Source organism: Azonexus sp. (assembly GCF_030824335.1).
Taxonomy (GTDB): Bacteria; Pseudomonadota; Gammaproteobacteria; order Burkholderiales; family Rhodocyclaceae; genus Azonexus.
Genome location: NZ_JAVBXX010000012.1, coordinates 23,005 through 47,541, shown reverse-complemented (window position 1 = coordinate 47,541; position 24,537 = coordinate 23,005). Strand labels below are relative to the sequence as shown.

Annotated in this window: 26 protein-coding genes; 11 read left to right on the top strand and 15 right to left on the bottom strand. The window is 59.9% G+C overall.

The genetic code is table 11. The features are described 5' to 3' along the window. Positions 1 to 4: 4 nt before the first annotated feature. Together RCI20_RS09110 and RCI20_RS09105 are read right to left on the bottom strand one after the other, a co-directional pair. On the bottom strand, positions 5 to 514 hold the full coding sequence (locus RCI20_RS09110; RefSeq protein WP_306604585.1) for a DUF934 domain-containing protein: 510 nt from the start codon (positions 512 to 514) through the stop codon (positions 5 to 7). After that, positions 514 to 2,205 carry a nitrite/sulfite reductase gene (locus tag RCI20_RS09105; RefSeq protein WP_306604583.1) on the bottom strand — a complete coding sequence of 564 codons (1,692 nt, stop codon included), beginning with the start codon at positions 2,203 to 2,205 and terminating at the stop codon, positions 514 to 516. Before RCI20_RS09105 ends, RCI20_RS09110 begins: the two co-directional genes overlap by 1 nt. 123 nt (positions 2,206 to 2,328) lie before the next feature. On the opposite strand from RCI20_RS09105, the gene RCI20_RS09100 reads away from it, so the two are divergent. Beyond that, on the top strand, positions 2,329 to 3,270 hold the full coding sequence (locus RCI20_RS09100) for a CysB family HTH-type transcriptional regulator (protein ID WP_306604581.1): 942 nt from the start codon (positions 2,329 to 2,331) through the stop codon (positions 3,268 to 3,270). A 106-nt stretch (positions 3,271 to 3,376) separates the two neighbouring features. Here the strand turns inward: RCI20_RS09100 and RCI20_RS09095 are convergent, their stop codons facing one another. The 4 genes from RCI20_RS09095 to RCI20_RS09080 all read right to left on the bottom strand — a co-directional run bounded on the left by RCI20_RS09095 (position 3,377) and on the right by RCI20_RS09080 (position 9,386). Continuing rightward, positions 3,377 to 6,451 (bottom strand): ankyrin repeat domain-containing protein, encoded by a 3,075-nt coding sequence (locus tag RCI20_RS09095; protein WP_306604579.1) that lies wholly within the window; start codon positions 6,449 to 6,451, stop codon positions 3,377 to 3,379. Between the two features lie 357 nt (positions 6,452 to 6,808). Then, positions 6,809 to 8,335: a cryptochrome/photolyase family protein gene (locus RCI20_RS09090; protein WP_306604577.1), complete on the bottom strand. Its 1,527-nt coding sequence runs from the start codon at positions 8,333 to 8,335 to the stop codon at positions 6,809 to 6,811. After that, positions 8,332 to 8,499: a DUF2256 domain-containing protein gene (locus tag RCI20_RS09085; RefSeq protein WP_306604662.1), complete on the bottom strand. Its 168-nt coding sequence runs from the start codon at positions 8,497 to 8,499 to the stop codon at positions 8,332 to 8,334. Before RCI20_RS09085 ends, RCI20_RS09090 begins: the two co-directional genes overlap by 4 nt. Then, positions 8,499 to 9,386 carry a MerR family transcriptional regulator gene (locus RCI20_RS09080; protein WP_306604575.1) on the bottom strand — a complete coding sequence of 296 codons (888 nt, stop codon included), beginning with the start codon at positions 9,384 to 9,386 and terminating at the stop codon, positions 8,499 to 8,501. Before RCI20_RS09080 ends, RCI20_RS09085 begins: the two co-directional genes overlap by 1 nt. Positions 9,387 to 9,579: 193 nt before the next feature. Here RCI20_RS09080 and RCI20_RS09075 point away from each other — a divergent pair, with 193 nt between their 5' ends. The 8 genes from RCI20_RS09075 to RCI20_RS09040 are packed head-to-tail and all read left to right on the top strand — an operon-like array spanning position 9,580 to position 16,435. Then, entirely contained in the window at positions 9,580 to 10,911 is a 1,332-nt protein-coding gene (locus RCI20_RS09075) for an NAD(P)/FAD-dependent oxidoreductase (protein WP_306604573.1), read from the top strand. A gap of 21 nt (positions 10,912 to 10,932) precedes the next feature. After that, the gene (locus RCI20_RS09070) at positions 10,933 to 11,703 is read left to right on the top strand and encodes a DUF1365 domain-containing protein (protein ID WP_306604571.1); all 771 of its coding nucleotides are present in this window, start codon (positions 10,933 to 10,935) and stop codon (positions 11,701 to 11,703) included. After that, entirely contained in the window at positions 11,700 to 12,884 is a 1,185-nt protein-coding gene (locus RCI20_RS09065) for a cyclopropane-fatty-acyl-phospholipid synthase family protein (protein ID WP_306604569.1), read from the top strand. The genes RCI20_RS09070 and RCI20_RS09065 overlap by 4 nt, the downstream gene beginning before the upstream one ends. Beyond that, positions 12,853 to 13,470 (top strand): chalcone isomerase family protein, encoded by a 618-nt coding sequence (locus RCI20_RS09060; RefSeq protein WP_306604567.1) that lies wholly within the window; start codon positions 12,853 to 12,855, stop codon positions 13,468 to 13,470. The genes RCI20_RS09065 and RCI20_RS09060 overlap by 32 nt, the downstream gene beginning before the upstream one ends. Continuing rightward, positions 13,470 to 14,735 (top strand): MFS transporter, encoded by a 1,266-nt coding sequence (locus RCI20_RS09055; protein ID WP_306604565.1) that lies wholly within the window; start codon positions 13,470 to 13,472, stop codon positions 14,733 to 14,735. The genes RCI20_RS09060 and RCI20_RS09055 overlap by 1 nt, the downstream gene beginning before the upstream one ends. A gap of 2 nt (positions 14,736 to 14,737) precedes the next feature. After that, the gene (locus tag RCI20_RS09050) at positions 14,738 to 15,259 is read left to right on the top strand and encodes a DUF3833 domain-containing protein (RefSeq protein WP_306604563.1); all 522 of its coding nucleotides are present in this window, start codon (positions 14,738 to 14,740) and stop codon (positions 15,257 to 15,259) included. After that, complete coding sequence (locus RCI20_RS09045) at positions 15,256 to 16,011, top strand: SDR family oxidoreductase (protein ID WP_306604560.1); 756 nt, start codon at positions 15,256 to 15,258, stop codon at positions 16,009 to 16,011. The genes RCI20_RS09050 and RCI20_RS09045 overlap by 4 nt, the downstream gene beginning before the upstream one ends. Before the next feature lies 1 nt (position 16,012). Then, a complete protein-coding gene (locus tag RCI20_RS09040; RefSeq protein ID WP_306604558.1) occupies positions 16,013 to 16,435 on the top strand; it encodes a nuclear transport factor 2 family protein in 423 nt (140 codons plus the stop codon). Here the strand turns inward: RCI20_RS09040 and nosD are convergent. From nosD to RCI20_RS09015, 5 genes are all read right to left on the bottom strand, one after another. After that, positions 16,425 to 17,648: a nitrous oxide reductase family maturation protein NosD gene (nosD, locus tag RCI20_RS09035; RefSeq protein ID WP_306604556.1), complete on the bottom strand. Its 1,224-nt coding sequence runs from the start codon at positions 17,646 to 17,648 to the stop codon at positions 16,425 to 16,427. The genes RCI20_RS09040 and nosD overlap by 11 nt on opposite strands. 132 nt (positions 17,649 to 17,780) lie before the next feature. Then, positions 17,781 to 18,566 carry a peptidylprolyl isomerase gene (locus RCI20_RS09030; protein ID WP_306604553.1) on the bottom strand — a complete coding sequence of 262 codons (786 nt, stop codon included), beginning with the start codon at positions 18,564 to 18,566 and terminating at the stop codon, positions 17,781 to 17,783. A 41-nt stretch (positions 18,567 to 18,607) separates the two neighbouring features. Then, the gene (locus tag RCI20_RS09025; RefSeq protein WP_306604549.1) at positions 18,608 to 18,874 is read right to left on the bottom strand and encodes a BolA family transcriptional regulator; all 267 of its coding nucleotides are present in this window, start codon (positions 18,872 to 18,874) and stop codon (positions 18,608 to 18,610) included. After that, on the bottom strand, positions 18,874 to 19,176 hold the full coding sequence (locus RCI20_RS09020; RefSeq protein WP_306604546.1) for a YciI family protein: 303 nt from the start codon (positions 19,174 to 19,176) through the stop codon (positions 18,874 to 18,876). The genes RCI20_RS09025 and RCI20_RS09020 overlap by 1 nt, the downstream gene beginning before the upstream one ends. Then, positions 19,176 to 19,784, bottom strand: coding sequence for a septation protein A (locus RCI20_RS09015; RefSeq protein ID WP_306604543.1), 609 nt, complete (start codon positions 19,782 to 19,784; stop codon positions 19,176 to 19,178). The genes RCI20_RS09020 and RCI20_RS09015 overlap by 1 nt, the downstream gene beginning before the upstream one ends. A gap of 50 nt (positions 19,785 to 19,834) precedes the next feature. On the opposite strand from RCI20_RS09015, the gene RCI20_RS09010 reads away from it, so the two are divergent. Both RCI20_RS09010 and RCI20_RS09005 read left to right on the top strand, forming a co-directional pair. Continuing rightward, a complete protein-coding gene (locus tag RCI20_RS09010; protein WP_306604540.1) occupies positions 19,835 to 20,887 on the top strand; it encodes an HD domain-containing phosphohydrolase in 1,053 nt (350 codons plus the stop codon). A gap of 22 nt (positions 20,888 to 20,909) precedes the next feature. Beyond that, positions 20,910 to 21,257 (top strand): Hpt domain-containing protein, encoded by a 348-nt coding sequence (locus RCI20_RS09005; RefSeq protein ID WP_306604538.1) that lies wholly within the window; start codon positions 20,910 to 20,912, stop codon positions 21,255 to 21,257. Here the strand turns inward: RCI20_RS09005 and bioD are convergent. The 4 genes from bioD to bioF are packed head-to-tail and all read right to left on the bottom strand — an operon-like array spanning position 21,246 to position 24,535. Further along, positions 21,246 to 21,908 (bottom strand): dethiobiotin synthase, encoded by a 663-nt coding sequence (bioD, locus tag RCI20_RS09000; protein WP_306604536.1) that lies wholly within the window; start codon positions 21,906 to 21,908, stop codon positions 21,246 to 21,248. The two genes, RCI20_RS09005 and bioD, sit on opposite strands and share 12 nt — an antisense overlap. Beyond that, positions 21,905 to 22,669, bottom strand: coding sequence for a malonyl-ACP O-methyltransferase BioC (gene bioC / locus RCI20_RS08995; protein WP_306604534.1), 765 nt, complete (start codon positions 22,667 to 22,669; stop codon positions 21,905 to 21,907). Before bioC ends, bioD begins: the two co-directional genes overlap by 4 nt. Beyond that, positions 22,662 to 23,375, bottom strand: a complete 714-nt coding sequence (locus RCI20_RS08990; protein ID WP_306604532.1) for an alpha/beta fold hydrolase — start codon at positions 23,373 to 23,375, stop codon at positions 22,662 to 22,664. The genes bioC and RCI20_RS08990 overlap by 8 nt, the downstream gene beginning before the upstream one ends. Further along, positions 23,372 to 24,535 (bottom strand): 8-amino-7-oxononanoate synthase, encoded by a 1,164-nt coding sequence (gene bioF / locus RCI20_RS08985; RefSeq protein WP_306604530.1) that lies wholly within the window; start codon positions 24,533 to 24,535, stop codon positions 23,372 to 23,374. The genes RCI20_RS08990 and bioF overlap by 4 nt, the downstream gene beginning before the upstream one ends. Positions 24,536 to 24,537: the final 2 nt, after the last annotated feature.

Sequence of the window (24,537 nt, the reverse complement as noted above, 5' to 3'; positions counted from 1 at the left end):
GATATCAGGCGCGGCGGCGGAAATAGGGTTCGGGCTGGTCAGTGCTGGTTTGGTAGGCGTCGCTGAACGGGGCAAAGCCTTTTTCCAGCGCATAGCTGGTGTTCTTGCCGTCCTTCAATGCCCAGGCATCGAAACCGACGCGCTTCAGGTAGTACAACTGGTCGTGCAGGATATCGCCGACCGCCCGTAGTTCGCCTTGGTACTGGTAGCGCTGGCGCAGCAGGCTGGCCGTGGTGTAGCCGCGACCGTCGACGAATTTCGGGAAATTGACCGCGATGATGATGAAGTATTCCAGGTCATCGGCAACATCCTCGACGCGTTCGTCCGCTTGCAGCAGCAGGCCGATGCGCTTGTGGCAGGAGATGATTTCGTTCTTGCGGGCCAGCCAGACGGCGAGCGGGAAGATGATATCGCCAGCGGGCAGGGGCAGGCTTTCCGCCGTTTCACCTTCGGCGATTTCCAGGATTTTCCACGTGTCGACCGCAACACCGGCCTGTTTGATCAATTGGGACATTATTCAGCCTCCTTGGTGCTGGCCTTGGCCTTGCCGTGCGCGCGGCCTTCATAAACGCGGTTCTTGAACGGATCGATGCCGATGCGATCGAAGGTGTCGAGGAAGCGCTCATCGGCATGGCGGCTTTCCAGATAGACCTTGATGATTTTTTCCACGACATCCGGCATTTCGTCAGCGGCGAACGACGGGCCAATCACCTTGCCCAGTTTCGCTGCGTAACCTTGACGCCCGCCCAGGGTGACCTGGTAGAACTCGTCGTTGTTCTTGTCGACACCGAGCACGCCGATATGGCCGACGTGGTGGTGGCCGCAGGCGTTCATGCAGCCGGAAATATTGAGGTCGATCTCACCGATGTCGAACAGGTAATCGAGATCGTCGAAGCGGGCCTGGATGGCGTTGGCGATGGGGATGGACTTGGCGTTGGCCAGGTCGCAGAAATCGCCACCCGGGCAGCAGATCATGCCGGTCAGCAGGCCGACGTTCGGCGTCGCCAGGCCGGCCGCCTTGGCTTGTTGCCAGACTTCGTACAGGTCGGACTGCTTGACGTCGGCCAGGATGACGTTCTGTTCGTGGCTGATGCGCAGTTCGCCGAAGCTGTAACGCTCGGCCAGGTTGGCGACGGTATCCATCTGCTCTGAGGTGATGTCGCCCGGCGCGATGCCGTGCTGTTTCAACGACAGCGTGACGGCAGCGTAGCCCGCCACCTTGTGGGCGTGCGTGTTGCGGTCGACCCAGCGGGCGAAGGCTTTTTCCTCGACCTTTTTGGCGGCAAAAGTGGCGTCGACCGTCGAAGAGGGCACATAAGCTGGCGCGCTGAAATGGGCGGCCACGCGGTCGTATTCGGCCTGCGTGATGGTCGCCGGGCCATTCTTCAGGAAAGCCCATTCGCCTTCGACCAGCTTGCCGAATTCTTCGACACCCAGCGCCTGCACGAGAATCTTGATGCGCGCCTTGTACGCATTGTCGCGGCGGCCGTAGCGGTTATAGACGCGCAGGATGGCTTCGCAATAGGTCAGGATGTCTTGCCAGGGCAGGAAATCGCGCACGATCTGACCGCGGATCGGCGTCCGGCCCAGTCCGCCACCGACGATCACGGTGAAACCGGTCTGTCCGTCTTGTTCCTTCAAATGCAGGCCGATGTCGTGGAACCAGGTGACGGCGCGGTCTTCCCGGGTGCCGGAAATGGCGATCTTGAACTTGCGCGGCAGGAAGGCGAATTCTGGGTGGAAGGTGGTCCACTGGCGGAGGATTTCAGCCAGCGGGCGCGGGTCGATGATTTCATCGGCAGCAACACCGGCGAACTGATCGGTGGTGATGTTGCGCAGGCAGTTGCCGGAGGTCTGGATGGCGTGCATGTCGACGCTGGCCAGCTCGGCGAGAATTTCCGGCACATCCTCGATCTTCGGCCAGTTCAACTGCAGGTTGTGGCGCGTTGTGAAATGGCCGTAGCCCCGGTCGTATTTGCGGGCAACGTGGGCTAGCTGGCGCATCTGGGCGCTGTTCAGCATGCCGTAGGGCACGGCAATGCGGAACATCGGCGCATGGCGCTGAATGTACAAACCGTTCTGCAGACGCAGCGGACGGAATTCGTCGTCAGTCAGTTCGCCGGCTTTCCAGCGGCGGACCTGGTCGCGGAATTGATCAACCCGTTCGTTGATCAGTTGGCGGTCGATGGCATCGTAGCGGTACATGCTTTTCCTCTGTGGCCGCAGGCAAGCGCGGCAATATCTTGAGGTGCGCATCGTAACGGTCGTTGATTGAATCAAAAAGAATATTGAGTTAGATTGTTATCGTATTTTGTTATTAAGCCATTCATGAAACTCCAGCAACTGCGCTATATCGTCGAAATCGAACGCCAGGGACTCAATGTTTCCGAGGCGGCTGAGGTGCTTTACACCTCGCAACCAGGCGTTTCCAAACAAATCCGCCTGCTTGAAGACGAACTCGGCATCGCCATTTTCGAGCGCAGCGGCAAGCGTTTCACCGCGATTACCGAGCCGGGCAAAGTGGTGCTGGATATCGCTCGGCGCATCTTGCGTGAAGCGGAAAACCTGAAGCGGGCGAGCGCCGAGTTTTCCACCGGCGATTCCGGCAAACTGGTTTTGGCGGCAACGCACACGCAGGCCCGCTATGCCTTGCCGACGGTGGTGCGCGATTTCGTTGAGCGTCATCCCAAGGTCAAGCTGGAAATGCATCAGGGCAACCCCTTGCAGGTGGCCGACTGGGTGGCGAGTGGCGAGGCCGATGTCGGTATCGCCACCGAGTCGCTGGACCAGCATCCGCAACTGGTGTCCTTCCCGGTCCAGCAATGGACGCACTGCGTGATCGCGCCGGCCGGTCACCCGATCCTGGCCTCTCAGCCGCTGGCCCTGCAGGAACTGGCGCGCTGGCCGCTGATTACCTATGATGCGGCATTTACCGGCCGCTCACGGATCAATCGCGCCTTCGAGCGGCTGGAAATCGAGCCGAATATCGCGTTGACCGCACTCGATGCCGATGTGATCAAGACTTACGTCAGCCTTGGCATGGGCTTGGGCATCATCGCCAAGCTGGCCTTCGACGAACAGCGCGACAGCGGGCTGGTGGCAATCGATGCCGGTCATCTTTTCGAGTCAAACACCACCCGCCTGGCGGTGCGGCGCGGCAGCTACCTGCGCCGCTTCGACTACGACTTCATCGAGTTGTTCGCGCCGCACCTGACCAAGCGGGTCATCGAAATGACCCTGCTGGGCGGCGGCGAGGCCTGGCAACTCTAGGCCATTCTTGACGATCAATGATCGCGAACAGTGGATTCGACCGATTCAAAGTTTGACCGGCCGAGGCACTTTGGAAGGAGACGCCTAATTCCTGTGAGCGATCTTGCTAGCGCCAAGGAGGTGTTTCCCCTCCTTTTAGGGCCTTGTCTATATATGTTCGGGATAGTTTCTCGTTCGGTACAAATATTTCTGATGCAGATTTTCCGTTCTTGTCGGTAATGTTTCCATCGGCCCCATTTTTTACAAGAAAGTACGCAGTCTTTGCGTTCCCTTTGCGAGCTGCTGAAATCAATGGGGTGTCACCATTCTTGTCACGCTGGTTTACATTGGCTCCGCACGCCATCAATATCTCAATAGTCGTGCCATATCCTGATTCTGCCGCATAGTGCAGTGGTGTTTTACCGTCGTTATCCAGTGCTTGAGAACCTTCGGGGTTGGCAGTAAATAAGGCCTTGTTGGTTGCTTCATCCCCCGATTTGGCAGCCAGATGGTAGACCGTTAACCCGTAATTGGTCCGAATATTTGCATCCGCTCCATGCTTTAGAAGGGATGTGATTGTTGCTGCACGCCCACGTTCAGCAGCCGTGTGCAGTGGGGTTTTGCCTTCCAGATCGCGTTCATTGATGTCCATACCATGAGCGATGAGGAAATCCAATACTTTCAGGTTGTAAGCGTAGTGGAGTGGCGTTCTGCCGTATCGATCTCTTTTTTCAAGCAGATAGCCTTTGGCGATAACTGATGAAAGGTCAGTCTCTGAACGTACTACGAAATTGTAGATGGGGGTTTGTCCAAGTTTGTCTGGTCGATTTGGATCGGCACCATATCTTAATAAAATATCTATCGCGTCTTGGTCATATACGCGGTGAAGAACTGATACCCCCGAGCTATCTGCGGCATTGGGATCGAATCCTTCCATAAGTAGATATTCGAGTAGCCCCAAGGATTCCTTCTTCCATTCATAACAATTCAGTGGTGTTCCCCACGGCCCTGATGCATTTAGTTTGATACGTTGGCGATCCGGGTGTTCTGAAAGAAGATAGCGCACGAGCATTTCTTTTTTCGCGCAAGCCAATTCGACAACCGGTGGTATTGACAGGTTCATGTTTTCCCTTTGCGGGGGGGCTGCCCAGTCGATTCCATAATTACCGCGAAGCAATTTCATGGCGGCTTCATCGGATCTTCTGGCAATCAAGAGAAACACGGCATGATCGAACAGATCGGCGCCGGCATTAATCAACATATCCAATATCTTGGTATGGGATTTGTAGTAACTTGTTGCTTGAAAGATCATCCGTAGCGGTGTGACTCCGTTACCAGATACGCCATTCGGATTTGCACCTGAGCTTAAAAGCAACTGGACTATGTCGGGATGCCCTTGGACGGTTGCGGCATGTAATGGCATGCCGTGTGTTGTATCAAGGGCATTTACGTTAGCACCCGAACGAAGGAGATAGCTCACCATGGCAGCCTTGTTTAGGCCCGCTGCTACATGCAATGGCGTAAACCCTGTTTGAGCCGTAACGTTTACATTGGCCCCATGAGAAATAAGCATGGCGGCCATATCGATTGATCCTTTTCGTGCCGCGTGATGTAAAGGTGTTTCATCTCTATATGGTCGCTGGTCCCGTGTTTCGATGTCTGTGCCTGCGGCCAACAGAGCGCTTGCGTAGGCGATGTTATCTTCTTTCACCGCGCTGATCAGCCTGCGATTAAGTTCCGATTTTTCGCCTGATGTGGGAGATGCTTTTGCCGATGCAGGACTGGCTGCAAGGAGCGACTGGAATTGCGCCTTGTGGTTCTTGCGGTCTTTGCGATAGGCTCTTGCGGCACTAAGCCCATTTTCTTCGGCTTGTTTCAGCCAGATATCGGCTTTTTTCTCGTCCGGCCAGACTCCGGCACCCGCGTCGTAAATTTCCGCCATGGCGAGAGCGGCCGATGGAAGCCTTTGGTTGGCAGCAGACTGAATCAAGGCAAGAGAGCGTTGGTAGTCCTGAGCTACAGGATTACCGTTGCGGTACATCAAGCCCAGTGTTAACTGAGCCCGGGCAAAGCCTTTATCTGCTGATAGTCGGTAGTATTCTTCTGCCTTGATCAGATTTTTTTCAACGCCGTTCCCCATTTGGTAATTTAGGCCAAGGTTGTAGAGTGCTCTGGGCAATCCATGGTCTGCTGCTTTTTGGGTCCATTCGAAAGCGGCTTTGTGATCTTGTGGGACGTTTATGCCAACGGTGTATATGCGTCCGAGTTCAGCCTGAGCAATCGGGTCGCCATTTTGGGCATCGGTAACGAGCATCTCGAATGCATTGATGTCACCACGAATGGCGGCATTTGCTTGTTTGCGGGCTTCCTTTTCTTTCTTTTTGTCTGTAATGAAGTCGGCCGCATACTCTGGAGGCAGTGGGGGGGGGATGTGATTGGCAATGCGAAATGAATTGATAATCTTGACGACTTCACTGATGGTTTCTTTCGATAGCATTGTCTGGGAAATCATCAGTACCGAAGAATTTTCAATTCTCAACGTCGAAATTAACGTTTGCAGGCCAATTTGCTGAAAGACTTCAGCTTGCGGTGATGATGTCATCTGCTTGAACTGTTTAAACTCCTTCGGAAACCCCCCGGACTCCTCGGGGTTTGCCAGATCGCTAAAAAAACTTCCGAGAATGATCGAGACTGTTATGTTATCTGCATGGCTGACTGACTTTGAAAAAAGATCCGAGAGAAATAGTGTTGATATTTCATTCAACTGAATATCGGTAAGCCCATTCAGCGCTTCACGAACAAGTGGACTCCTTGCAGCTGCAATTCCAGTTTTTTTCTCATAATCTGTCTGGATGTGCTGCAAAATGGTAGCGACGGCGCTGTCCCAATGAGTGTTTCCCGGCTTCCATAGATATCCCAGTTCCTGTTGTTCTCCAGCTTTTTTAAGTGCAAGATGAATCGTTTCGTCTGTGGTTTTCTTCGCAATAATTGCACGATATTTAGGCAGCTCAAGGCGTGCAAGAATCTGAATTATTTCGTCGATCTTCTCGTCGCGGGGTTGTGCATGTACGTTTGCAGAAGGCACTAGCATCAGCGCAGCAACAAACAAAGACAGAATATTGGTCAACAGCATCAGTATCGAAAACCTGTGGTTTTTCGGCCGTGTGCTGGAGTTTTCTCCATGCAGGTTTTTCTCCACCATCGTTATGCCTTTTCTGGCCAAATTCGGGGTTTCATCGCTTTAGTACCTGTAATGACAATGAGCTTATTGTCTCAGATTGTTCTACATGATGTTGGTGTGTTCAGGGTTCATTGGTGATGTTTTTAGGAGCTTTTATTTGTGGAGTTTTCATCTAGGTGTGGTCGGCGTAGACCAGCAATTTGTGCTCAAGGCAGCTGTCGACGCTGAGTATTGGTGATCCGATCCTGCGCAGGAAGGGACGCTTTGAGTTCCCTGAGCGGTAGCGGCCATCAGATGCTGGGCGGCGGCGAGGCCTGGCAACTCTAGGCGCTGCATCCGGTTGGTGGTGCGGCGCGATTCCGTGCGCTGCTGTCCCGTTCAGAGATCGTCCAGGTGATCGAGCAGATGCCGCGCCCTTTCGTCGATCAAGCGTCTTTCCTCGGCGGAAAAGCCTTGCAGGTTCTTCAGTGGCAGCGCCATGCGCGGATTGCGGCGAAAACGGTTTTCATGGCGGGCGAGAAAATCCCAGTACAGCGTGGTGAACGGACAGGCCTGCTCGCCGCTGCGTTCTTTGGGCCGGTAGCAGCAGCCCCGGCAGTAGTCGCTCATCCGGTTGATGTAGGCACCGCTGGCGCAATAGGGTTTGCTGGTCATGCCCGGCCAGGCATTGAGGGCCATGCCCGCAGTGTTCGGTAGTTCGACCCACTCGACGGCATCGACATAGACCGCCAGATACCAGTCGGCGACCTGCTGCGGCTCAAGGCCGGCGAGCAGGGCGAAATTGCCGGTAATCATCAGGCGCTGGATGTGATGCGCGTAGCCATGCTGCAAGGTTTGCCCGATGGTTGCAGCGAGGCAGGCGGCGTGCGTTCGGCCCGTCCAGAACCAGGCGGGGAGCCGGCGCTGATGGGCGTATTGATTGGCTTGTGCCAGGCCGGGCATTTGCCGCCAGTAGATACCGCGGACGAATTCGCGCCAGCCGAGAATCTGCCGGATGAAACCTTCGGCCGCGGCGAGTGGTACATGGCCGGCCGCGTGGGCGGCCAGTGTCGCGGCGATGACCTGGCGTGGATCGAGTAATTTGAGATTTAGTGCGGTCGACAGCAGCGAATGCCATAAAAACGCTTGGCCGGTCCACATGGCGTCCTGCCAGCGCCCGAATTCCGGCAAGCGATGCGTGACAAAGTCGGCCAGTGCCGCCTCGGCTTGTGCTGGCGTGACCGGCCAGCCGAAGCTGGCTGTGTCGCCCGGATGGTCGGGAAAGTGAAGCGCCACATCGGCCAGTGCGCCGCACGTGATGCTGTCGGGGGCGAAGCGCAGAGGGGGCGGCAGCAAACCGGGGCCGTGCCGGCCGAAGGCTTGCCGGTTGTCGGCATCGAAATTCCATTGACCACCCAGCGGCTGGCCGTTGTCCATCAGGATGTCGTGGCGCTGACGTTGCCAGCGGTAGAAAAATTCCAGGCGCAATGACGATTTGTCACCGGCCCAGCGGTTGAAGTCGTCGAGCGAACAGAGAAAATGCGGGTCCGGGCGGATCAACAGGGCGATGCCTGCCGCCGTGCAGGTGGCGAGCAGGGCTTCCTGCACCCGGTAATCGCCGGCTTCGAGCATGACCACGGCGCGGGCGTCACTGATCTGGCTGGACAGGGCGGCCGCCAGGCTGGCGTACGGATGCGTGCCAAGTTGTAGATAAATCACCGGCTGGCCGGCCTGGCGAAAAGCCGCTGCCCGCTGGCGCATGGCGGCAAGAAACAGGGCACTGCGCGCCGGGTGGCTCCAGACGTGGGTCGATTCCTCCGCCGCTTCTATCATCAGCAGGCGGTCGCGCGCCGGGTCGAAATCAACCAGCAGCGGATGCGGGTCGGGGTGGAGCTGATCGCCCAGGATCAGAAAGAGCCGGCTCATGGATGGCGGGCAAGGCGCTGGCACGTACTTGAGCAATATTTCACTTCATTCCAGTTTTTCGCCCACTTTTTGCGCCAAACCATCGGTCGACCGCAAGATTGGCAGATTTTTTCCGGCAAAGAGGCCTTGTTACCGCGAAAACTGCTCGTAGGCTGCCCGTTCATCAGCGAGCGGTACGCCACGCGGCGAGTGCGTCGAGCGCTTCGGCAAAGCCGGGGAGCAGGAGCACGCCGTCGAGCGGTGACAGGCGGGCTATGCCGCCGCCGCCGACCCATAGTTCGATATTCGCCGGCAAGGCCTGGCGCAGTTGCAGCAGCAGGCCGGGAATTCGCCGTTGCGGGAAGGCCTGCGAGAAAGACAGAGCGACGATGTCGGCCGCGTGTGCACGGGCTGCACGAGCGATATCGAACAGCGGCATCTGGGGGCCGAGCGGAATGCAATCGGCGCCTTCGAGGGCGAATAGCGTTTCGACCATCAACAGACCGAGCACGTGTTCTTCGTTCGGTACGCTGGTCAACAACAGGCGTGGTCCGTGGCCGGCCGGCAGGCTGCTGATGCTCTGACGGAGCAGGCGCTTGGTCAGTTCGGTGAATAAATGTTCCTCGAATACTTCGAAACTGCCGTCTTCCCAGGCGGCGCCGACTTGTTCGGTGAGCGGCGCTACCGTGTCCTGGACAAAACCTTGCAGACCTTGACGCGCCAGGCGTTGCTGCATGGCGTGTTGAAAGCCGGCCGCATCGTGCTGCTTGATCAGCGCGAGCAATTCAGTCAGATCGGCCGTGGCGGGCGGGGGGCGAAGCTGGCGGCGTGGCATCAGCTGGCTCAGTTCATCGGCCGGAATGCCGAGCAGTTTGCCCGGCCGATGTCCTTGATCCATCAGGCGTTTGATCAGGCGCAGTCGTTCTACCTGGTCGGGCGGATAGCAGCGTTCGCCGTTGGCATCGCGTTCCGGCGTCGGGAACCCATAGCGCCGTTCCCAGACGCGCAGGACGTCCTTGGAGAGTCCGGTATCGCGTTCGACGGCGGCAATATTGAAACTGGGGGTGTTCATGTTTGTCCTGAACAAAATGTAGACAAAAGGTTGACAAACGAATCGTTGGTGCCTATCTTACGAACAAACACGTTGTTTGTCTAGGACAAAAGAGGCTGAAAATGTTGCTTGATATGAAACGCTCGACCAGACCGGAAGCCAGGAAGCTGTTGGCCAAGATCGATGAATTGCTCACTCAAGCAGGGAGGTAAGCATGCAAACCCACCAATCCAGGAAACGTATTGCCGTCGTTGGTGCCGGCATTTCCGGCCTGGCCGGCGCCTGGCTGCTCAGTCGCCAGCATGAGGTGACCCTGTTCGAGGCCGGCCAGTATCTCGGTGGTCACACCAACACGGTCGATGTGACGCTGGAAGGCAAGACGCATCCGGTCGATACCGGTTTTCTGGTGTTCAACGAGAAGACTTATCCCAACCTGATGGCGCTGTTTGCCTTGCTGGGGGTCGACAGCGTTGAAACGGAAATGTCGTTTGCCGTCAGCCTGGAGAATCCGCATCTGGAATGGGCCGGCAGCAATCTGGCGACCATTTTCGGGCAGAAGCGCAACCTGCTCAGTCGGCAGTTCTGGCGCATGTTGTCCGACATCCTGCGCTTCAATCGCGAGAGTTCGGCCTGGCTGGCTTCGCATCCGGATAACGAGCGCAGCCTGCGCGATTTCCTGACAGCCGGACGCTATTCGGCGGCATTTTCCGACTGGTATCTGTTGCCAATGGCTGCGGCAATCTGGTCCTGTCCGACCGGCCAGATGCGCGACATGCCACTCGCCACCTTCATCCGTTTCTGCCAGAACCATGGCTTGCTGCAAGTCTTCGACCGGCCGATGTGGCGCACGGTGCGCGGTGGCGGGCGGGAATATGTGCGCAAGATTGCCGCCCAGCTCGACGACATCCGCCTGGCCTGCCCGGTGCAGGCGGTGCGGCGCGATGCGCTCGGCTTGCAGGTAACGCATGCCCAGGGCTGCGAACGTTTCGACCAGGTGGTGCTGGCTTGTCATAGCGATCAGGCGCTGGCCATCCTGGGCGACGATGCCGATTCCTGTGCCAGTGTCGGCCAACGGCAAGTCCTCGCGGCAATCCGCTACCAGCCGAACCGTGCCGTGTTGCACACCGATCCGGCGTTGTTGCCGCGCGACCGCAAGCTGTGGTCGGCCTGGAATTACTTTGCCGGCCAAGGCGAAGCCGGCGAACAACCGGTCGGCGTTTCCTACCTGATCAACAAGCTGCAGCCCTTGCCGTTTGAAACGCCGGTTATCGTCACGCTGAACCCGGCGCGTGAGCCGGACCCCGCCAAAGTGCTGGCCGAATTCGACTACGCCCATCCGATTTTCGACGGCCCGGCGATTGCCGCGCAACAAAAACTGGCGGCCGTGCAGGGCGAGGGCGGGATCTGGCTGGCCGGTGCCTGGGGCAGTTACGGTTTCCATGAGGATGGTCTGAAATCGGCCTTGCGGGTGGTCAATGCGCTGGGCGTTCAGGCGCCCTGGCAGGGTGGCGTGGCGGCCACCCGGCGTGAATTGGAAGTGGTCTGAGTGAAACACTCCGGGGTCATCATGCGTCCGCAACTCTTCTTCGGTCACGTCATGCATCGCCGCCTGCGCCCGGCGGTCAATGCCTTCGTGTATCCGGTGTTCTACGTGCAGTTGCCGGTGCGCGATCTGGCGTCGGCAAATTGCGCGATTTTTGCGGTCGACCGCAAAAATCTGCTCAGTTTCCGCAGCAAGGACCATGGCCCGCGCGATGGCAGCCCGCTGCTGCCCTGGATCGAAAATCTGCTGCGCCAGCATGGTTTGCCGAGCGATGGCGCGATCATGTTGCAGACATTTCCGCGCGTCCTCGGCTATGTCTTCAATCCGGTCAGCTTCTGGTTTTGCCATGACCGCGCCGGCCAGACCATCGCCATCCTGGCCGAGGTCAACAACACTTTTGGCGGCAGTTACAGCTATCTGCTGCATCGCGATGGACAGGCTTTGCGCGATGGCGACGAGATGACGGCCAACAAGATTTTCCATGTTTCACCCTTCAATGAAGTCGAAGGCGGCTATCGCTTCCGTTTTCAGCGTGACCGGGCGGTGCAGCTGGCGCGCATTGATTACGACGACGCCGAGGGCGAGTTGTTGCTCACCTCGATTTCCGGCAAGGCGCAGGCCTGGTCTGTCTCAGCCCTGCTCACCGCCTTTCTGAAAATGCCTTTCCTGACGCTTGGCGTGATCAGCCGAATTCACTGGCAAGCCCTCAAGCTATGGCTGAAAGGCGTGCCGTTTCGCGGCGCTGTCTCGGCCAAGGCGCCGGGCAACCCACCCCTTCCGGAGTCGACACCATGAGTAATACCTTGATCCTGCGCGGCAGCGAACGTCTGGCCCGCGATACCTGCATCGTTTTTGATTTGCTCGAAAATTTGCAAGGCGGCCTGCTGGAAATTCGCCTGCCCGACGGTTCGACAAGCTTGTTCGGCGATGGCGAACATGGCGTGACACTGCACGTGCATGATGAAACGCTGTTCAGCCGGGTGCTGGCGCGCGGTGACATCGGTCTGGCTGAAGCCTATCTCGACGGCCTGTGGGAAGCGCCTGATCTGACCGCCTTGCTGACCTTGCTGGCGAACAACCGGGCCGTGCTGAAAAAGGCGCTGTACGGTTCCTGGCGGCAATTGCTGGCAGCCCGGGTGCGCCACTGGCTGAACCGCAACAACCGCGCCGGCAGCCGGCGCAACATCATGGCTCACTACGATCTGGGTAACGATTTCTACCGTCTGTGGCTCGATCCGACGATGAGTTATTCCGCTGCGATTTACCGCGATGGCCAGGCCGATTCGCTGGCCTCGGCGCAACACGCCAAGTACCAGCGCATCCTGCAGCGCCTGCAGGCCAAGCCCGGTGAGCGGGTGCTGGAAATCGGCTGTGGCTGGGGCGGTTTTGCCGAACTGGCGGTGCAATCCGGCTTGCAGCTGACCGGCCTGACCCTGTCGCCGGCGCAGTTGGACTGGGCGAAGCAGCGCGTGCCGCAGGCCGATTTGCGCCTGCAGGATTATCGCGACACGACCGAGCAGTTCGACCATGTAGTGTCGATTGAAATGTTCGAGGCAGTCGGCGAACGCTGGTGGCCCAGTTATTTCCAGACCGTGGCCAAGGCGCTGAAACCCGGCGGCAAGGCGGTGATCCAGAGCATCACCATCGGCGACGATTTGTTTCCGGCCTATCGCAAGGGCACCGACTTCATCCAGCAATACATTTTTCCCGGCGGCATGTTGCCGTCGCGCAGCGCCTTCCGCCGGGCCGCCGCCAAGGCTGGGCTGGTCGTGCAGCAGGAATACGCTTTCGGTCTGGATTACGCCCGGACGCTGGCCGAGTGGCGGCACGCTTTCGAAACCAACTGGCCGCAAATCCAGCAACTCGGTTTCGACGAAACCTTCCGCCGGCTCTGGCGGCTTTACCTGTGTTATTGCGAAGCCGGTTTCAAGGCGGGAAACATCGATGTCGTGCAATTTGAACTCGCGCATCGTTGATCTGGTGGCGCCGGCTGCCCGCAGTGCTGAATTTTGCGGTCAACCGGGGGAAAAGCCGAAAAACGCGCGCCAAATCGATGTCGGCCGGCGCCAGCTTGTGCTGGCACTGGCCGGTGCCCCCTTGCTGGCTTTCGCCAGCAACGATCCGACCGCCGGCTTGCAGCGCTGGGGGAGCGGCCAGTTTCGCCGCTTCGGTTTTCTGGTGTACGAGGCAACGCTGTGGGCTGCGGCCGATCCGCTGCGCCCGCCGCTGGCCCTGCGTCTGGACTACAAGCGGACGATTGCCGGCAGTGCCATTGCCGAAGCCAGCGTCAAGGAAATGGCCAGATTCGCGGGCAAACTGGCGGCCGAGCCAGGCGCCTTGCAGCGCTGGGGCGAGCAGATGAGCAGGCTGTTTCCCGATGTGCGCGAGGGCGACCATATTCTCGGTGTCTATCTCCCGGATCGTGCCGGCTTCCTGTTCAATGGCCGGCCGCTCGGCGAAATCGTCGATGCCGAATTCGCCCGCCGTTTCTTTGCCATCTGGCTCGACCCGCAAACCAGCGCCCCCGATTTGCGTGCGGCCTTGCTGCAGCGGCCCGGCTGATGGCGAAAACATCGGCCAGCCCAGCGTCGACCGCCGCGCCAGCAGCGCTACCCATGAGCAAGGTGCTGGCCTATGGTCTGCTCGGCCTGCCGTTGGCCTTTGCCGCATTGCCGATCTATGTGCATGTGCCGCGTTTTTACGCTTCGACCACCGGCATGGAGCTGGCACTGCTTGGCGGCATCCTGCTCGGTGCACGTCTGCTCGATGCCTTTAGCGATCCCTGGCTCGGTTGGCTGGCGGATCGTCTGCCGCGTCGGCAAATGCTGGCGCTTGCCCTGGTGCCTTTCTGCGTCGGCTTTGTCGCCTTGCTCAACCCGCCGCAAACGCAGGGGGCGCTGTGGTTGCTGGCGTCGCTGGCGCTGACCTACCTCGGCTATTCGGCGGCGACCATCGCTTATCAGGCTTGGGGCGCCGATGTTGGCGTTGATTCGGCCTTGCGCACGCGCTTGACCGCAGCACGCGAAGGCTTCGGCCTGCTTGGCGTCGTGCTTGCTGCCGCATTGCCGGCCTGGCTGGCGAGCAGCCCGGCGCAGGGGGTCGCCCGCCTGGCTTGGGTCTTGCCGCCCTTGTTGTTGATTGCGGCGCTTACCACCTTTGCCTGCGTTGGCCGGGGCTCGCCGCAAACGGTGGCCCCGGTGCCGTTGCTGACCAGCCTGCGCCGGGTGCTGGCCGATACCGCCTTCCGCCGCTTGTTGCTGGTGTTCATTGCCAACGGCATCGCCGCCGCTTTGCCGGCGACCTTGTTTCTCTTCTACGTCGCCGACGTATTGCAGGCCGAAGCGGTGAGCGGCCTGTTGCTGGCCTTGTATTTTGTTGCGGGCGCCGCTTCGCTGCCGCTGTGGGTGCGTCTGGCGGCGCGCTGGGGGCGGACGCAGGCCTGGCTGCTGGCAATGGGCCTGGCGATGCTGTCTTTTGCCGGTGCCGCTTTGCTCGGGCCGGGCGATGTGCCGGCATTTACCGTCATCTGCCTGCTTTCCGGACTGGCGCTGGGGGCCGATCTGGCCTTGCCGGCGGCGATTGCGGCCGACCTCGGCGAACGTCAGGGGCAGGCCGGCGCCTGCTTTGGCGTATGGAACTTCGTCGCCAAGCTCAACCTGGCGCTGGCCGCCGGTCTGGCTTTGCCCTTGCTCGGCTGGCTGGGCTACGTACCGGGCGGCACCCAGGCGCTGCCCGCCCTGACTTTTGCCTATGCCTTGCTGCCGTTGGCGTGCAAGGCTTTAGCCGTGGCGCTGTTGTGGCGCTGGCGGCATTCTCTGGAGGTTTGACCATGAAATTACTGAGCACCGCCCTGTTGGCACTCGGCCTGAGCGCCTGCGCTACGCCGGGGGTCGAGCAATACCGGGCCGAGCAACCGGCGCTTGACCTGCAGACCTATCTGAACGGCCGGCTCGATGCCTGGGGAATGTTCCAGGGGCGTGGCGGCGAGGTGCAGAAGCGTTTCCATGTGGCCATCGACGCCAAGTGGGAGGGCGATACCGGCATCCTCGACGAAAACTTCAGCTGGTCCGATGGCACCCAGTCGCGCCGGGTGTGGACGCTGACCAAACAGGCCGATGGCAGTTTCCGCGGTCGGGCCGACGATGTGGTTGGCGAGGCAATCGGCGAAGTTGCCGGCAATGCGCTGCGCTGGCGTTATGTGCTGGCCTTGCCGGTCGATGGCAAGGTCTATCACGTCGATTTCGACGACTGGATGTTCCTGATCGACGACAAGGTCATGCTCAATCGCTCTTACATGTCGAAATGGGGTTTCCGCCTGGGTGAAGTGAGCCTCAGCTTCAGCAAGCCATGAACCCGGTGATCGACGACTGGCGCGGCAAGCGCGTCTGGCTGGTCGGCGCGTCCAGCGGTATCGGGGCGGCACTGGCTCAGGCGCTGGCGCTGCGCGGCGCCCGGCTGGCCCTGTCGGCCCGCCGCCTCGACAAGTTGCAGGAACTGGGGCTGGCCGATGCCTTGTTGCTGCCTTGCGATGCGACCGAGCCGGCCAGTCTGGCCGGTGCCCGGCTGCGCATCGTTAACGCCTGGGGCGGCATCGATCTGGTGGTTTATCTGGCCGGCGACTATGTGCCGATGCGTGCCGAAAACTTCGATCTGGCCGTCGCCGAGCAGGTGGTGACGGTCAATTTCAACGCCGCCATGCGCCTGACCTCAGTGGTGCTGGCCGATCTGCCGGCCGGCGGTGGCATTGCCTTTGTCGCCAGCGTTGCCGGTTATCGCGGTTTGCCCAAGGCGCTGGCCTATGGGCCGGGCAAGGCGGCCTTGATCCATTTTGCCGAGTGTCTGTATCAGGATCTGGCGCCGCAAGGCATCGGTGTCTGGTTGATCAACCCCGGTTTTGTTGCGACGCAACTGACGGCAAAAAATGATTTTTCCATGCCGGCCTTGCTGACCCCCGAGCAGGCGGCCATTGCTACGGTCGACGGCCTGAAATCGGGTAATTTCGAAATCCATTTTCCCAAACGTTTCACCCGTTTGATGAAGTTTCTGGCCCTCTTGCCTTACCGTTGGTACTTTCCCCTGATTCGTCGCCTGACTGGAGGCTGAAATGCAAATTGAACCCTTGATCCGTTTTTATCATGAGCTGAGTCAGGACAAGATCGACCGGTTTGCCGATTTCTATGCCGAGGATGCCTGGTTCAAGGACCCGTTCAACGAAGTGCGCGGCCTTGCCGCGATTCAGCGGATTTTCAGTCACATGTTCAAACAGGTGGACGAACCGCGTTTTGTCGTGACCGAGCAGATCGTGGATGCCAAGGGCGCGATGCTGGTCTGGGTTTTTTACTACCGTGTGCGCTTGTGGGGAAAGGGGAAGGTGCAGGCGATGCACGGAGTGTCCCATCTGCGCTTCGCTGCGGACGGCAAGGTGAATTACCACCGCGATTACTGGGATACGGCGGAAGAGTTGTACATGAAGATGCCCGGCCTCGGCCTGTTGATGCGCGGTTTGCGCCGTGCGATCAGCGCTTGACGGGATAGGGCTGCATGCGCGGCGCATGGTCGCGCAGGATCAGTGTGGGCGATGAAAAGGGGGCCAGGCGCTCAAGGAAATCGAGCATCTCGAACAGGATGCTGTTGCGGAAAAACTTGGTCGGCGGCGTTTCCATCCAGATGCGGTCGGCGTAGGCCAGCAGGTTGTGCGGCCAGTCGCCGAAACCGTCGCCATTGCGGTCGAAGCCCTGGTAGTCGTCCCAGTAATTGCCCCACCAGACGTCATCCAGCGGGTCGCCATCGCCAATGATGGTGACCGGCCACAGATTGTTGCGGAAAGTATTGGCCACCGCGACATGGCCGCCCATCGCGCCGTAGAAATAAATGCCGGTCAGGTTGTGGGCGATCAGGTTGTTGACCAGCACGATGCGGTTGTAAGGGTCCATCGGCGAATCGGCCATGATGCCGTGGGCACAATGCACGATTTCGTTGTTGACCACGATGGCGGCCGAGGTTTCCTTCAACGCAATGCCGGTGCCGGAGGCATCCATCGCGTGCAGGATGCGGTTGCCGCGGATCAGCAGATCTTCGGAATTGAGCGCAATGATGCCGGTCGAGTTCTGTTCCAGATGATTGCGGTCAACGACGCTGCGATGCGAAAAAAGAAAATTGAAGGCGCGCCGGCTGTCGTAAATGCGATTGCCGGTGAACCGGTTGTCCGGCGAGTTGCTGACCGTGATGTCGCGAATCCGCCGGATGTCGTTGTGCTCGACCCGGTTACCGGTGCTGAACCACAGGCGAAAGCCATCGCCGCGGTCGGCCGCGTCGCTGGCTCGGGAGCGGATGCGGTTATGGCGGACGGTGCTGGCATTGACCCGATGCAGCGAGATGCCGAACAGCACATCGTCGATCACGTTGTTCTCGATCAGCAAGCCCTTGCCTTCGGCCATGATCGCGCCGTCGATGGCATCGTGCGAATCGCCGCTGTTGCGCAGATGCAGCCCGCGTAGCGTGACCTGATCGGCCTTGATGGTCAGTACCGTGCCTTTGCCGCCGCCGTCGATGATCACCTGACCGTTGCCTTCCAGCGTCAGCGGCCGGTCGATGATGGCCGGTCCGCGGTAGGTGCCGGGCGGCAAGCGCAGCACGCTGCCGGGCCGGGCGACATCCAGCCAGGTTTGCAGCAACTGCTCGGCTTGGCCGGGCAGGCTGTGCAGCAGGAACCCCAGGAAAAAAATGAATCGAAAGCGCATCAGGCTGGCATTGGATCACCAGCCGGCGTTGATGGCATGAAGATGGATCAATTTTTCCGATTTTGCCCGGCCGGCTGCAGCACAAAAAAAAGCCCACCGGGTGGTGGGCTTGTCGCAGGGCTGTGGCCTGGCTTAGTTGACCTTGGCCTTGGCGCGCAGGTCCTTGATCAGGTTTTCGATCTGCATCTGGCCGGCACGCTGTTGCAGTTGCGGCTTGACCTGGTCGAAACTCGGCGGCGTCAGCGGGCGGCTGTCGTCGACCTGGATGACGTGATAACCAAAGTCGGTCTTCACCGGTGCCTTGGTGTACTCACCCTTCTTCAGCTTGGGCAGGGCTTCGGCAAACGGCTTGACGTAGCTGTTCGGCGAGCTCCAGTCCAGTTCGCCGCCCTTGTCCTTGGAGCCGGGATCTTTCGACTGCTTGGCCAGGTCGGCGAATTTTTCACCCTTTTCCAGCTTGGCGATGATCGCTTTCGCGTCTTCTTCCTTCTCGACCAGGATGTGACGAGCCTTGTATTCGGTGCTACCCAGCGAATTCTTGATCAGGTCGTATTCGGCCTTCAACTGTGCATCGCTGATCGGGTTGGCACGCACATAGTCGGACAGGTAGGCGCGGATCAACACAGCCTGACGGGCGAGTTCGACCTGGCCCTGAATGTCGGCCTTTTTGTCCAGGCCCTTCTTCTTGGCTTCCTGCGCCAGCAGTTCGCGGCGTACCAGTTCTTCCTTGACGGCGTTCTTCAGCTCGGCGGAATCCTTGGCACCCTGAGCTTTCTGCTCGGCGACAAAAGCGTCGTAGACCGACTGCGAAATGGCTTGGCCGTTAACCGTGGCAAATGCCTTACCCTGGGCAAGGGCTGGTGCGGAGATAAGGCTGCCGGCAACCAGCAGTGCAGCCAGGGAGGTGAGTTTGAACATGAATGGGTCCTGAGTGGAGTGAACTAAAAAGAGAACAAAAATTAGACTTCGTCTGGCGTCTTGGCGCGGATGACCAAAGCATGGATTCCGCACTCTTTCAAGTCGCCAGCAGCATCGTACACCAGTCGATGGCGGGCCAGCGTGCTTTTTCCGGCAAATGCGCCGGCCACGATATCAAGGATGAAATGTCCGCCATCACGCGCGCCGGCATGGCCGGCGTGACGATGTGACTCATCCTCGATATTGACGGAAAGAGGTTCCAGTACCTGCAGGCGTGTGCGCAGGAGTTCGGCGGTCGTGCTCGGCATCAGGCTGGCAAAACCTTCTTGAACGGCTTGACGGTGACTTTTTCATAAACGCCGGCTGCAATATAAGGGTCGGCATCGGCCCAACTGCGGGCAGCCTCCAGCGAGGCAAATTCGGCAATGATGACGCTGCCGGAAAAACCGGCCGGGCCGGGGTCGGGCGAGTCAATCGCCGGGCAGGGGCCGGCCAGGATCAGGCGGCCATCCTGTTGCAGCGCAAGCAGTCGTTCGACATGCGCCGGGCGGGCATTCATGCGTTGTTCCAGTGTGCCGGCACGATCTTCACCGATGATCACGTAAAGCATTACTTTTCTTCCTCGACATATTTCGACAGCAAGGCGCCTTGCGCCAGGATGAATACAAACATCAAGCCCATGCCGCCGAACAGTTTGAAATTGACCCAGGTGTCGGTCGGAAAATTGAACGCAACGACCAGGTTGACGACGCCCATGATCAGGAAAAACCCGATCCACGCCAGATTCAGCCTTTGCCAGACAGCGTCCGGCAATTTAAGTTGCTCGCCGAGCATGGTCTTGATGGCATTTTTTTTCATGACGATGCTGGCAAAGGCCATGCTGCCGGCAAAAATCCAGTACAGGATGGTTGGCTTCCATTTGATGAAATTTTCATTCTGGAAAATCAGCGTCATGCCGCCGAAAACGACGACCAGGGCAAGACTGACCCAGAGCATCTTGTCCACCTTGCCGTGTCGCCAGCGCACCCAGACGATCTGGGCGACGGTGGCTACGATGACGACGATGGTGGCCAGCAAAATGGGCGCCTGCCGGATGTCGACCGCAGCACCGCCAAGTAGCGTGCCCACCCAGTCGACGGCAAATTCCGGATTTTTCTCGGAATATTTGAAGGCGATGAAAAAGAGGATTACCGGGAAAAGGTCAAAGAGGAGTTTCATGGCGCAACATTATATACTGCGTCCGGAACGCCAACGCTTGGGCAGAAAATATGCATAAAGTTTTGATCATTGACGACAGTGAGATCAATCTCACCCTGATTCGGGCGCTTGTCCTGAAGTTGGGCGAGTGCGAGCCCATCTTGTTCGATATGCCGTTGAAAGCACTTGAATGGTGCAGGGAAAATGCCCCGGATCTGGTCATTGTCGATTACATGATGCCGGAAATGGACGGTCTGCGTTTCATCGCCGAATTTCGTCAGTTGCCGGGTCGGGCCGAAATTCCAGTGCTGATGATTACGGCCAACGATCAGAAGGATGTGCGTTACGAAGCCTTGCTCGGCGGGGCCAATGATTTCCTGACCAAGCCGATTGACCGGCTCGAGTTTTCGGCACGGGCGCGCAACATGCTGGCGCTGCGCGCCGGGCAAAAGTCTCTGGCGGATCGCGCCGCCTACCTGGAAGAACAGGTCGATGCGCGGACGAAGGAAATCCGCGAACGCGAGCGCGAACTGATTTTCCGCATTTCCCGAGCCGCCGAGTTTCGCGATCCGGAAACCGGTGCCCATATCCAGCGCATGGCGCATTACTCGCAAATCATCGCCCGCCGTATGGGGCTCGATGAAATCCGCTGCAAGCTGATTTTGCAGGCGGCACCGATGCACGATGTCGGCAAGATCGGCATTCCGGACCACATTCTGCTGAAGCCCGGACGCCTGACGGTTGAGGAATTCGATGTAATGAAGCGGCATGCCGAACTGGGCCATGAACTGCTCAAGGACAGCGGTTCGGAAATCATGCAGACGGGGGCCGAGATTGCCCTGACGCACCACGAAAAGTATGACGGGAGTGGTTACCCGAACGGTTTGGCCGGCGAGGCCATTCCGCTGTTCGGGCGCATCGTCGCAGTGGCCGATGTCTTTGATGCGCTCACTTCCGAACGGCCGTACAAGAAAGCCTGGTCACTGGAAGACGCTTGTCGTCTGCTCGAAGAAGGTCGGGGGTCGCATTTCGATCCACTGTGCGTCAGCACTTTCCTTGGCGCTTGGGATGAAGTGCTCGAAGTGCGCCAACGCTTCCGCGACGAAGCCATTCCGCTGACCTGAATTGACGTAGATGGAGAATCCCATGCTCAGCTCATTCGTGCTCGACAAACCCTCCATCATGGAACGCTTGGGGGACGACGAGGAAATTTTCTCGATGATGGTCGCCATGTTCCTCGACGATGTCGATAACAACTGTGCCGCTTTGCAGGCTGCCGTACAGGCGACGGACGCCGTGCAGTTGCAGCGCGAGGCGCATACCATCAAGGGTTTGCTTGCGACGTTTTCCGACGATGCCGGCGCCGACCTGGCCTTCGCGCTGGAAAAGCAGGCTCGGGCTGGCGAGGTTGCTGCCGGGGCTGCGCAGGTGCCGGCGCTTATTGCGCGCGTGCAGGATGTGGCCGGGGTTTTGCGCCGTCTGTCAGGCCGGTAATTGCAGTCTGGCGGCGGCCGCAATGCTTCCGCCGACCGGATCATAGGGCAGCACGCCAAGCCGTGGGGCGAGCAACTGCTCGTCCAGCGTCGCCAGGTTTTCGCTGAAGCGATCCATTTCCGTCGCCAAGCAATTGGCTACCCAGCCGGCAATCAGCAAACCGCGCGCCGCGATGGCTTCGGCTGTCAGTAGCGCGTGGTTCAGGCAACCAAGGCGCATGCCGACGACCAGAATGACCGGCAACTTGAGTTGTGCCGCCAGATCGGCACCATTGCGGTCAACACCGAACGGCACGCAAAAACCACCCGCACCTTCAACAATGACAAGGTCGGCTTGCTGGCGGGCACTGCGCACGGTTTGGTCGATTCGTTTGAAGTCGATGTCAACGCCGGCTTCTGCCGCCGCGATATGTGGCGCGATGGCGGGAGCAAAACAATACGGATTGACGATGTCGGCCGGCAGTTGCAGGCCGCTGGCGGCACGAATTCGTACGACATCATCATTGTTTCCGGCGCTGTCGGTGCCGGCAGCCACCGGTTTCAGGCCGACGGCGCACAGGCCGTCCTGGCGAGCGCGATGCAGCAAGGCGCAGGTGACGAAAGTTTTGCCGATGTCGGTATCGGTTCCGGTCAGGAAATAGGCTGGTTTCATGATTGTGCGTGCAGGCTGATGATGTCGTAGGTGAGTGGCAGGCCAGCAGGCTGGCGCAGGGTTTCGTAGGCGTGTTCGACGCGGCGCAGCGTGCTTCGGCTCATCAAGCCGGTCCGTCGTCCGCTGCCCAACTGGTTGGCGCCGACTGCCTTGACGGCATGCAGCAGGCTGCGCAGGTCCGGGTAGTAGGCGATTTCCTGATGATTTTTGCTGTTGACCGCAGAAAGGCCGCTTTGCCGGGCCAGGGTTTCGATCTCGGCTGGCGCATGAAAGCTCAGTGTGTGTTGGTAATTATCGATCCGGCTGAACGCGGTGCGCAGTTCGTGAAAGGTCGACGGGCCGAGCGTGGCCAGTACCAGATGGCCGTGCGGTCGCAGGACCCGGCGTGCTTCGCGCAGCGCCTGGGCCAGGTCGCACCACTGGACGGCCAGGCTGGACCAGTAGAGATCGATGCTGCGATCGGCCAGCGGCAGGTGCTCCAGGTCGCCGGCAATGCGTTGGCATGGGCTGGCGATATGCTTGAGCATGGCGGCCGACAGGTCGAGGGAAATGAATTCGGCGGCCGGATATCGCTGGTGCAACAAGCCTTGCGCATAACCGGTGCCACAACCGGCATCGAGCGCCCGCTGGATGCCGGCGCCAAGCGGCAGGCCATTGAGCAAGCGGTTGCAGATCAGGCGCTGCACACTGGCGGCAGCATCGTAAGTCGCGGCGGCGCGCTCGAAGGACTGGCGCACGCGCGCCTTGGGCGGTCTAGTCATGCAGGAACTGGCGCACGCAGGCGAGGAAATCGGCGGGGCGCGACAGGAAAGGCGCGTGGGCACAATCGGCGAAAATTTCCAGCCGGGCATTTGGGATCAGGGCAGCCAGGGCTTGTGCCGCACCCAGTGGCATCAGCGGGTCGGCGCCGCCGTGGATGAGCAGCGTCGGTGCCTGGACTTGTGGTGCGGTATTGCGCAGGTCGAGCTCGCGCAGCCAGCGCAGGCCGCTGGCCAGCACCGCTTCGGGCGGCAGTGGGTCGGCCAGCGCCAGCAGTTCGCGCGTCACTTCCTTGGCCCGGGCATCGCCCCGGTTGAAGCCACCGACGAAGCGCGGCAGCATCGCCGCGGCATCTGCCGCCACGGCCGCCGTGAAATCGGCCAGGGTGGCCGGCGCCATGGCATCCGGCCAGCCATCGCGCTGGACGAAGGAGGCCGTGCCGGCAACGAGCACCAGCTTGCCGACTTTTTCCGGTGCGTGCGCGGCCACTGCCAGCGCCAGTTGGGCGCCGATTGACCAGCCACACAAGGTGGCATTTTCCGGCAAGCGACTGGCCACGTCGGCGGTGGCGGCGGCGAAGTTATCGATCAAGGGCATGTCGCGATAACCCGGCAGGTCGAAAAATGTGCCATTGAGCGCGTCGACCGCAGCATTCAGCGGGCCACGGCCGAGACACCAGCCGGGCAGGAAAAATAGGGGTGAACTCAAGCCAGTTCCTTCAATGCAGTGATCAATTGGTCGATGTCGTCGGCGGTGTGGGCGGCCGAGAGCGAAATGCGCAGCCGCGCCGTGTCTTTCGGGACGGTCGGCGGACGGATGGCCGGCACCCACAGGCCGCGCTCCCACAAGGCTTTGGCCAGATCGAGGGCGGCCTGGTTGGCACCGACAATCAGCGGCTGGATGGCTGTGGGCGAGGCGAGCAGCGTCCACGGCAGGCCGGCCAGGCCATCGCGCAGGCGGGCGATATTGGCAAACAACTGCCGGCGCAGTGCATCGCCATCGCGGATCACTTGCAGGCTTTGTTGCAAGGCGCAGGCGATGGCCGGCGGCGCGGCGGTGGTGAAAATGTAGCTGCGGCCCTTGTTCAGCAGATAGTCGATGGCCAGCTCGCTGCCGGCGACAAAGGCGCCGCCGACGCCGGCCGCCTTGCCCAGCGTCCCCATCAGCAGGATGCGCGGGGCGGCCGGCAGATTAAAGTGGGCCAGGCAGCCCCTGCCTTGGGCGCCAAGCACGCCGAAACCGTGGGCATCGTCGATGATCAGCCAGGCATCGAAACGTTCGGCCAGGGCGAAGAGGGCCGGCAAAGGCGCAAGGTCGCCATCCATGCTGAACACGGCATCGCTGACGATCAATTTGCGTTGCGCCGGACTGGCGGCCAGTTGGCGCTCGAGTGCGGCGAGGTCGTTATGCGGATAACGCTGCACGTCGGCACCGTTGGCCTTGGCCAGTTGCATCGCGTCGATCAGCGAGGCGTGGTTCAGCTTGTCGGCGAACACCGCCGCGCCGCGCCCGGCCAGCGTCGGCGTGACGGAGAGATTGGCCAGATAGCCGGTGGAAAAGGTCAGCGCGCGCGCAAAGCCGGTAAATTCGGCGATTTCCTTTTCCAGCGCTTCGTGCGGCGCGAGGTGACCGCTGACCAGGTGCGCCGCGCCGCTGCCGGCGCCCCAGCGTTGCGCGCCGGCCGCCAGCGCGTCGGCAATCCCGGCGTGGTTGGCCAATCCGAGGTAATCGTTGCTGGCGAAATTGAGCATTTCCCGGCCGTCGACCGCAACAATCCGAGCGCAGGGCGATTCCAGCACGCGGCGGCGGCGCTTCAGGCCGGCGGCGGAGATTTCTTTCAGTTCCCGCTTCAGGTGTTGCTCAAACATCG

Bases quoted from the DNA above. Each gene is read 5' to 3' on its own strand.
- RCI20_RS09110 (WP_306604585.1), bottom strand. From the start codon at position 514: ATGTCCCAATTGATCAAACAGGCCGGTGTTGCGGTCGACACGTGGAAA.
- RCI20_RS09105 (WP_306604583.1), bottom strand. From the start codon at position 2,205: ATGTACCGCTACGATGCCATCGACCGCCAACTGATCAACGAACGGGTT.
- RCI20_RS09100 (WP_306604581.1), top strand. From the start codon at position 2,329: ATGAAACTCCAGCAACTGCGCTATATCGTCGAAATCGAACGCCAGGGA.
- RCI20_RS09095 (WP_306604579.1), bottom strand. From the start codon at position 6,451: ATGGTGGAGAAAAACCTGCATGGAGAAAACTCCAGCACACGGCCGAAA.
- RCI20_RS09090 (WP_306604577.1), bottom strand. From the start codon at position 8,335: ATGAGCCGGCTCTTTCTGATCCTGGGCGATCAGCTCCACCCCGACCCG.
- RCI20_RS09085 (WP_306604662.1), bottom strand. From the start codon at position 8,499: ATGAACGGGCAGCCTACGAGCAGTTTTCGCGGTAACAAGGCCTCTTTG.
- RCI20_RS09080 (WP_306604575.1), bottom strand. From the start codon at position 9,386: ATGAACACCCCCAGTTTCAATATTGCCGCCGTCGAACGCGATACCGGA.
- RCI20_RS09075 (WP_306604573.1), top strand. From the start codon at position 9,580: ATGCAAACCCACCAATCCAGGAAACGTATTGCCGTCGTTGGTGCCGGC.
- RCI20_RS09070 (WP_306604571.1), top strand. From the start codon at position 10,933: ATGCGTCCGCAACTCTTCTTCGGTCACGTCATGCATCGCCGCCTGCGC.
- RCI20_RS09065 (WP_306604569.1), top strand. From the start codon at position 11,700: ATGAGTAATACCTTGATCCTGCGCGGCAGCGAACGTCTGGCCCGCGAT.
- RCI20_RS09060 (WP_306604567.1), top strand. From the start codon at position 12,853: ATGTCGTGCAATTTGAACTCGCGCATCGTTGATCTGGTGGCGCCGGCT.
- RCI20_RS09055 (WP_306604565.1), top strand. From the start codon at position 13,470: ATGGCGAAAACATCGGCCAGCCCAGCGTCGACCGCCGCGCCAGCAGCG.
- RCI20_RS09050 (WP_306604563.1), top strand. From the start codon at position 14,738: ATGAAATTACTGAGCACCGCCCTGTTGGCACTCGGCCTGAGCGCCTGC.
- RCI20_RS09045 (WP_306604560.1), top strand. From the start codon at position 15,256: ATGAACCCGGTGATCGACGACTGGCGCGGCAAGCGCGTCTGGCTGGTC.
- RCI20_RS09040 (WP_306604558.1), top strand. From the start codon at position 16,013: ATGCAAATTGAACCCTTGATCCGTTTTTATCATGAGCTGAGTCAGGAC.
- nosD (WP_306604556.1), bottom strand. From the start codon at position 17,648: ATGCGCTTTCGATTCATTTTTTTCCTGGGGTTCCTGCTGCACAGCCTG.
- RCI20_RS09030 (WP_306604553.1), bottom strand. From the start codon at position 18,566: ATGTTCAAACTCACCTCCCTGGCTGCACTGCTGGTTGCCGGCAGCCTT.
- RCI20_RS09025 (WP_306604549.1), bottom strand. From the start codon at position 18,874: ATGCCGAGCACGACCGCCGAACTCCTGCGCACACGCCTGCAGGTACTG.
- RCI20_RS09020 (WP_306604546.1), bottom strand. From the start codon at position 19,176: ATGCTTTACGTGATCATCGGTGAAGATCGTGCCGGCACACTGGAACAA.
- RCI20_RS09015 (WP_306604543.1), bottom strand. From the start codon at position 19,784: ATGAAACTCCTCTTTGACCTTTTCCCGGTAATCCTCTTTTTCATCGCC.
- RCI20_RS09010 (WP_306604540.1), top strand. From the start codon at position 19,835: ATGCATAAAGTTTTGATCATTGACGACAGTGAGATCAATCTCACCCTG.
- RCI20_RS09005 (WP_306604538.1), top strand. From the start codon at position 20,910: ATGCTCAGCTCATTCGTGCTCGACAAACCCTCCATCATGGAACGCTTG.
- bioD (WP_306604536.1), bottom strand. From the start codon at position 21,908: ATGAAACCAGCCTATTTCCTGACCGGAACCGATACCGACATCGGCAAA.
- bioC (WP_306604534.1), bottom strand. From the start codon at position 22,669: ATGACTAGACCGCCCAAGGCGCGCGTGCGCCAGTCCTTCGAGCGCGCC.
- bioF (WP_306604530.1), bottom strand. From the start codon at position 24,535: ATGTTTGAGCAACACCTGAAGCGGGAACTGAAAGAAATCTCCGCCGCC.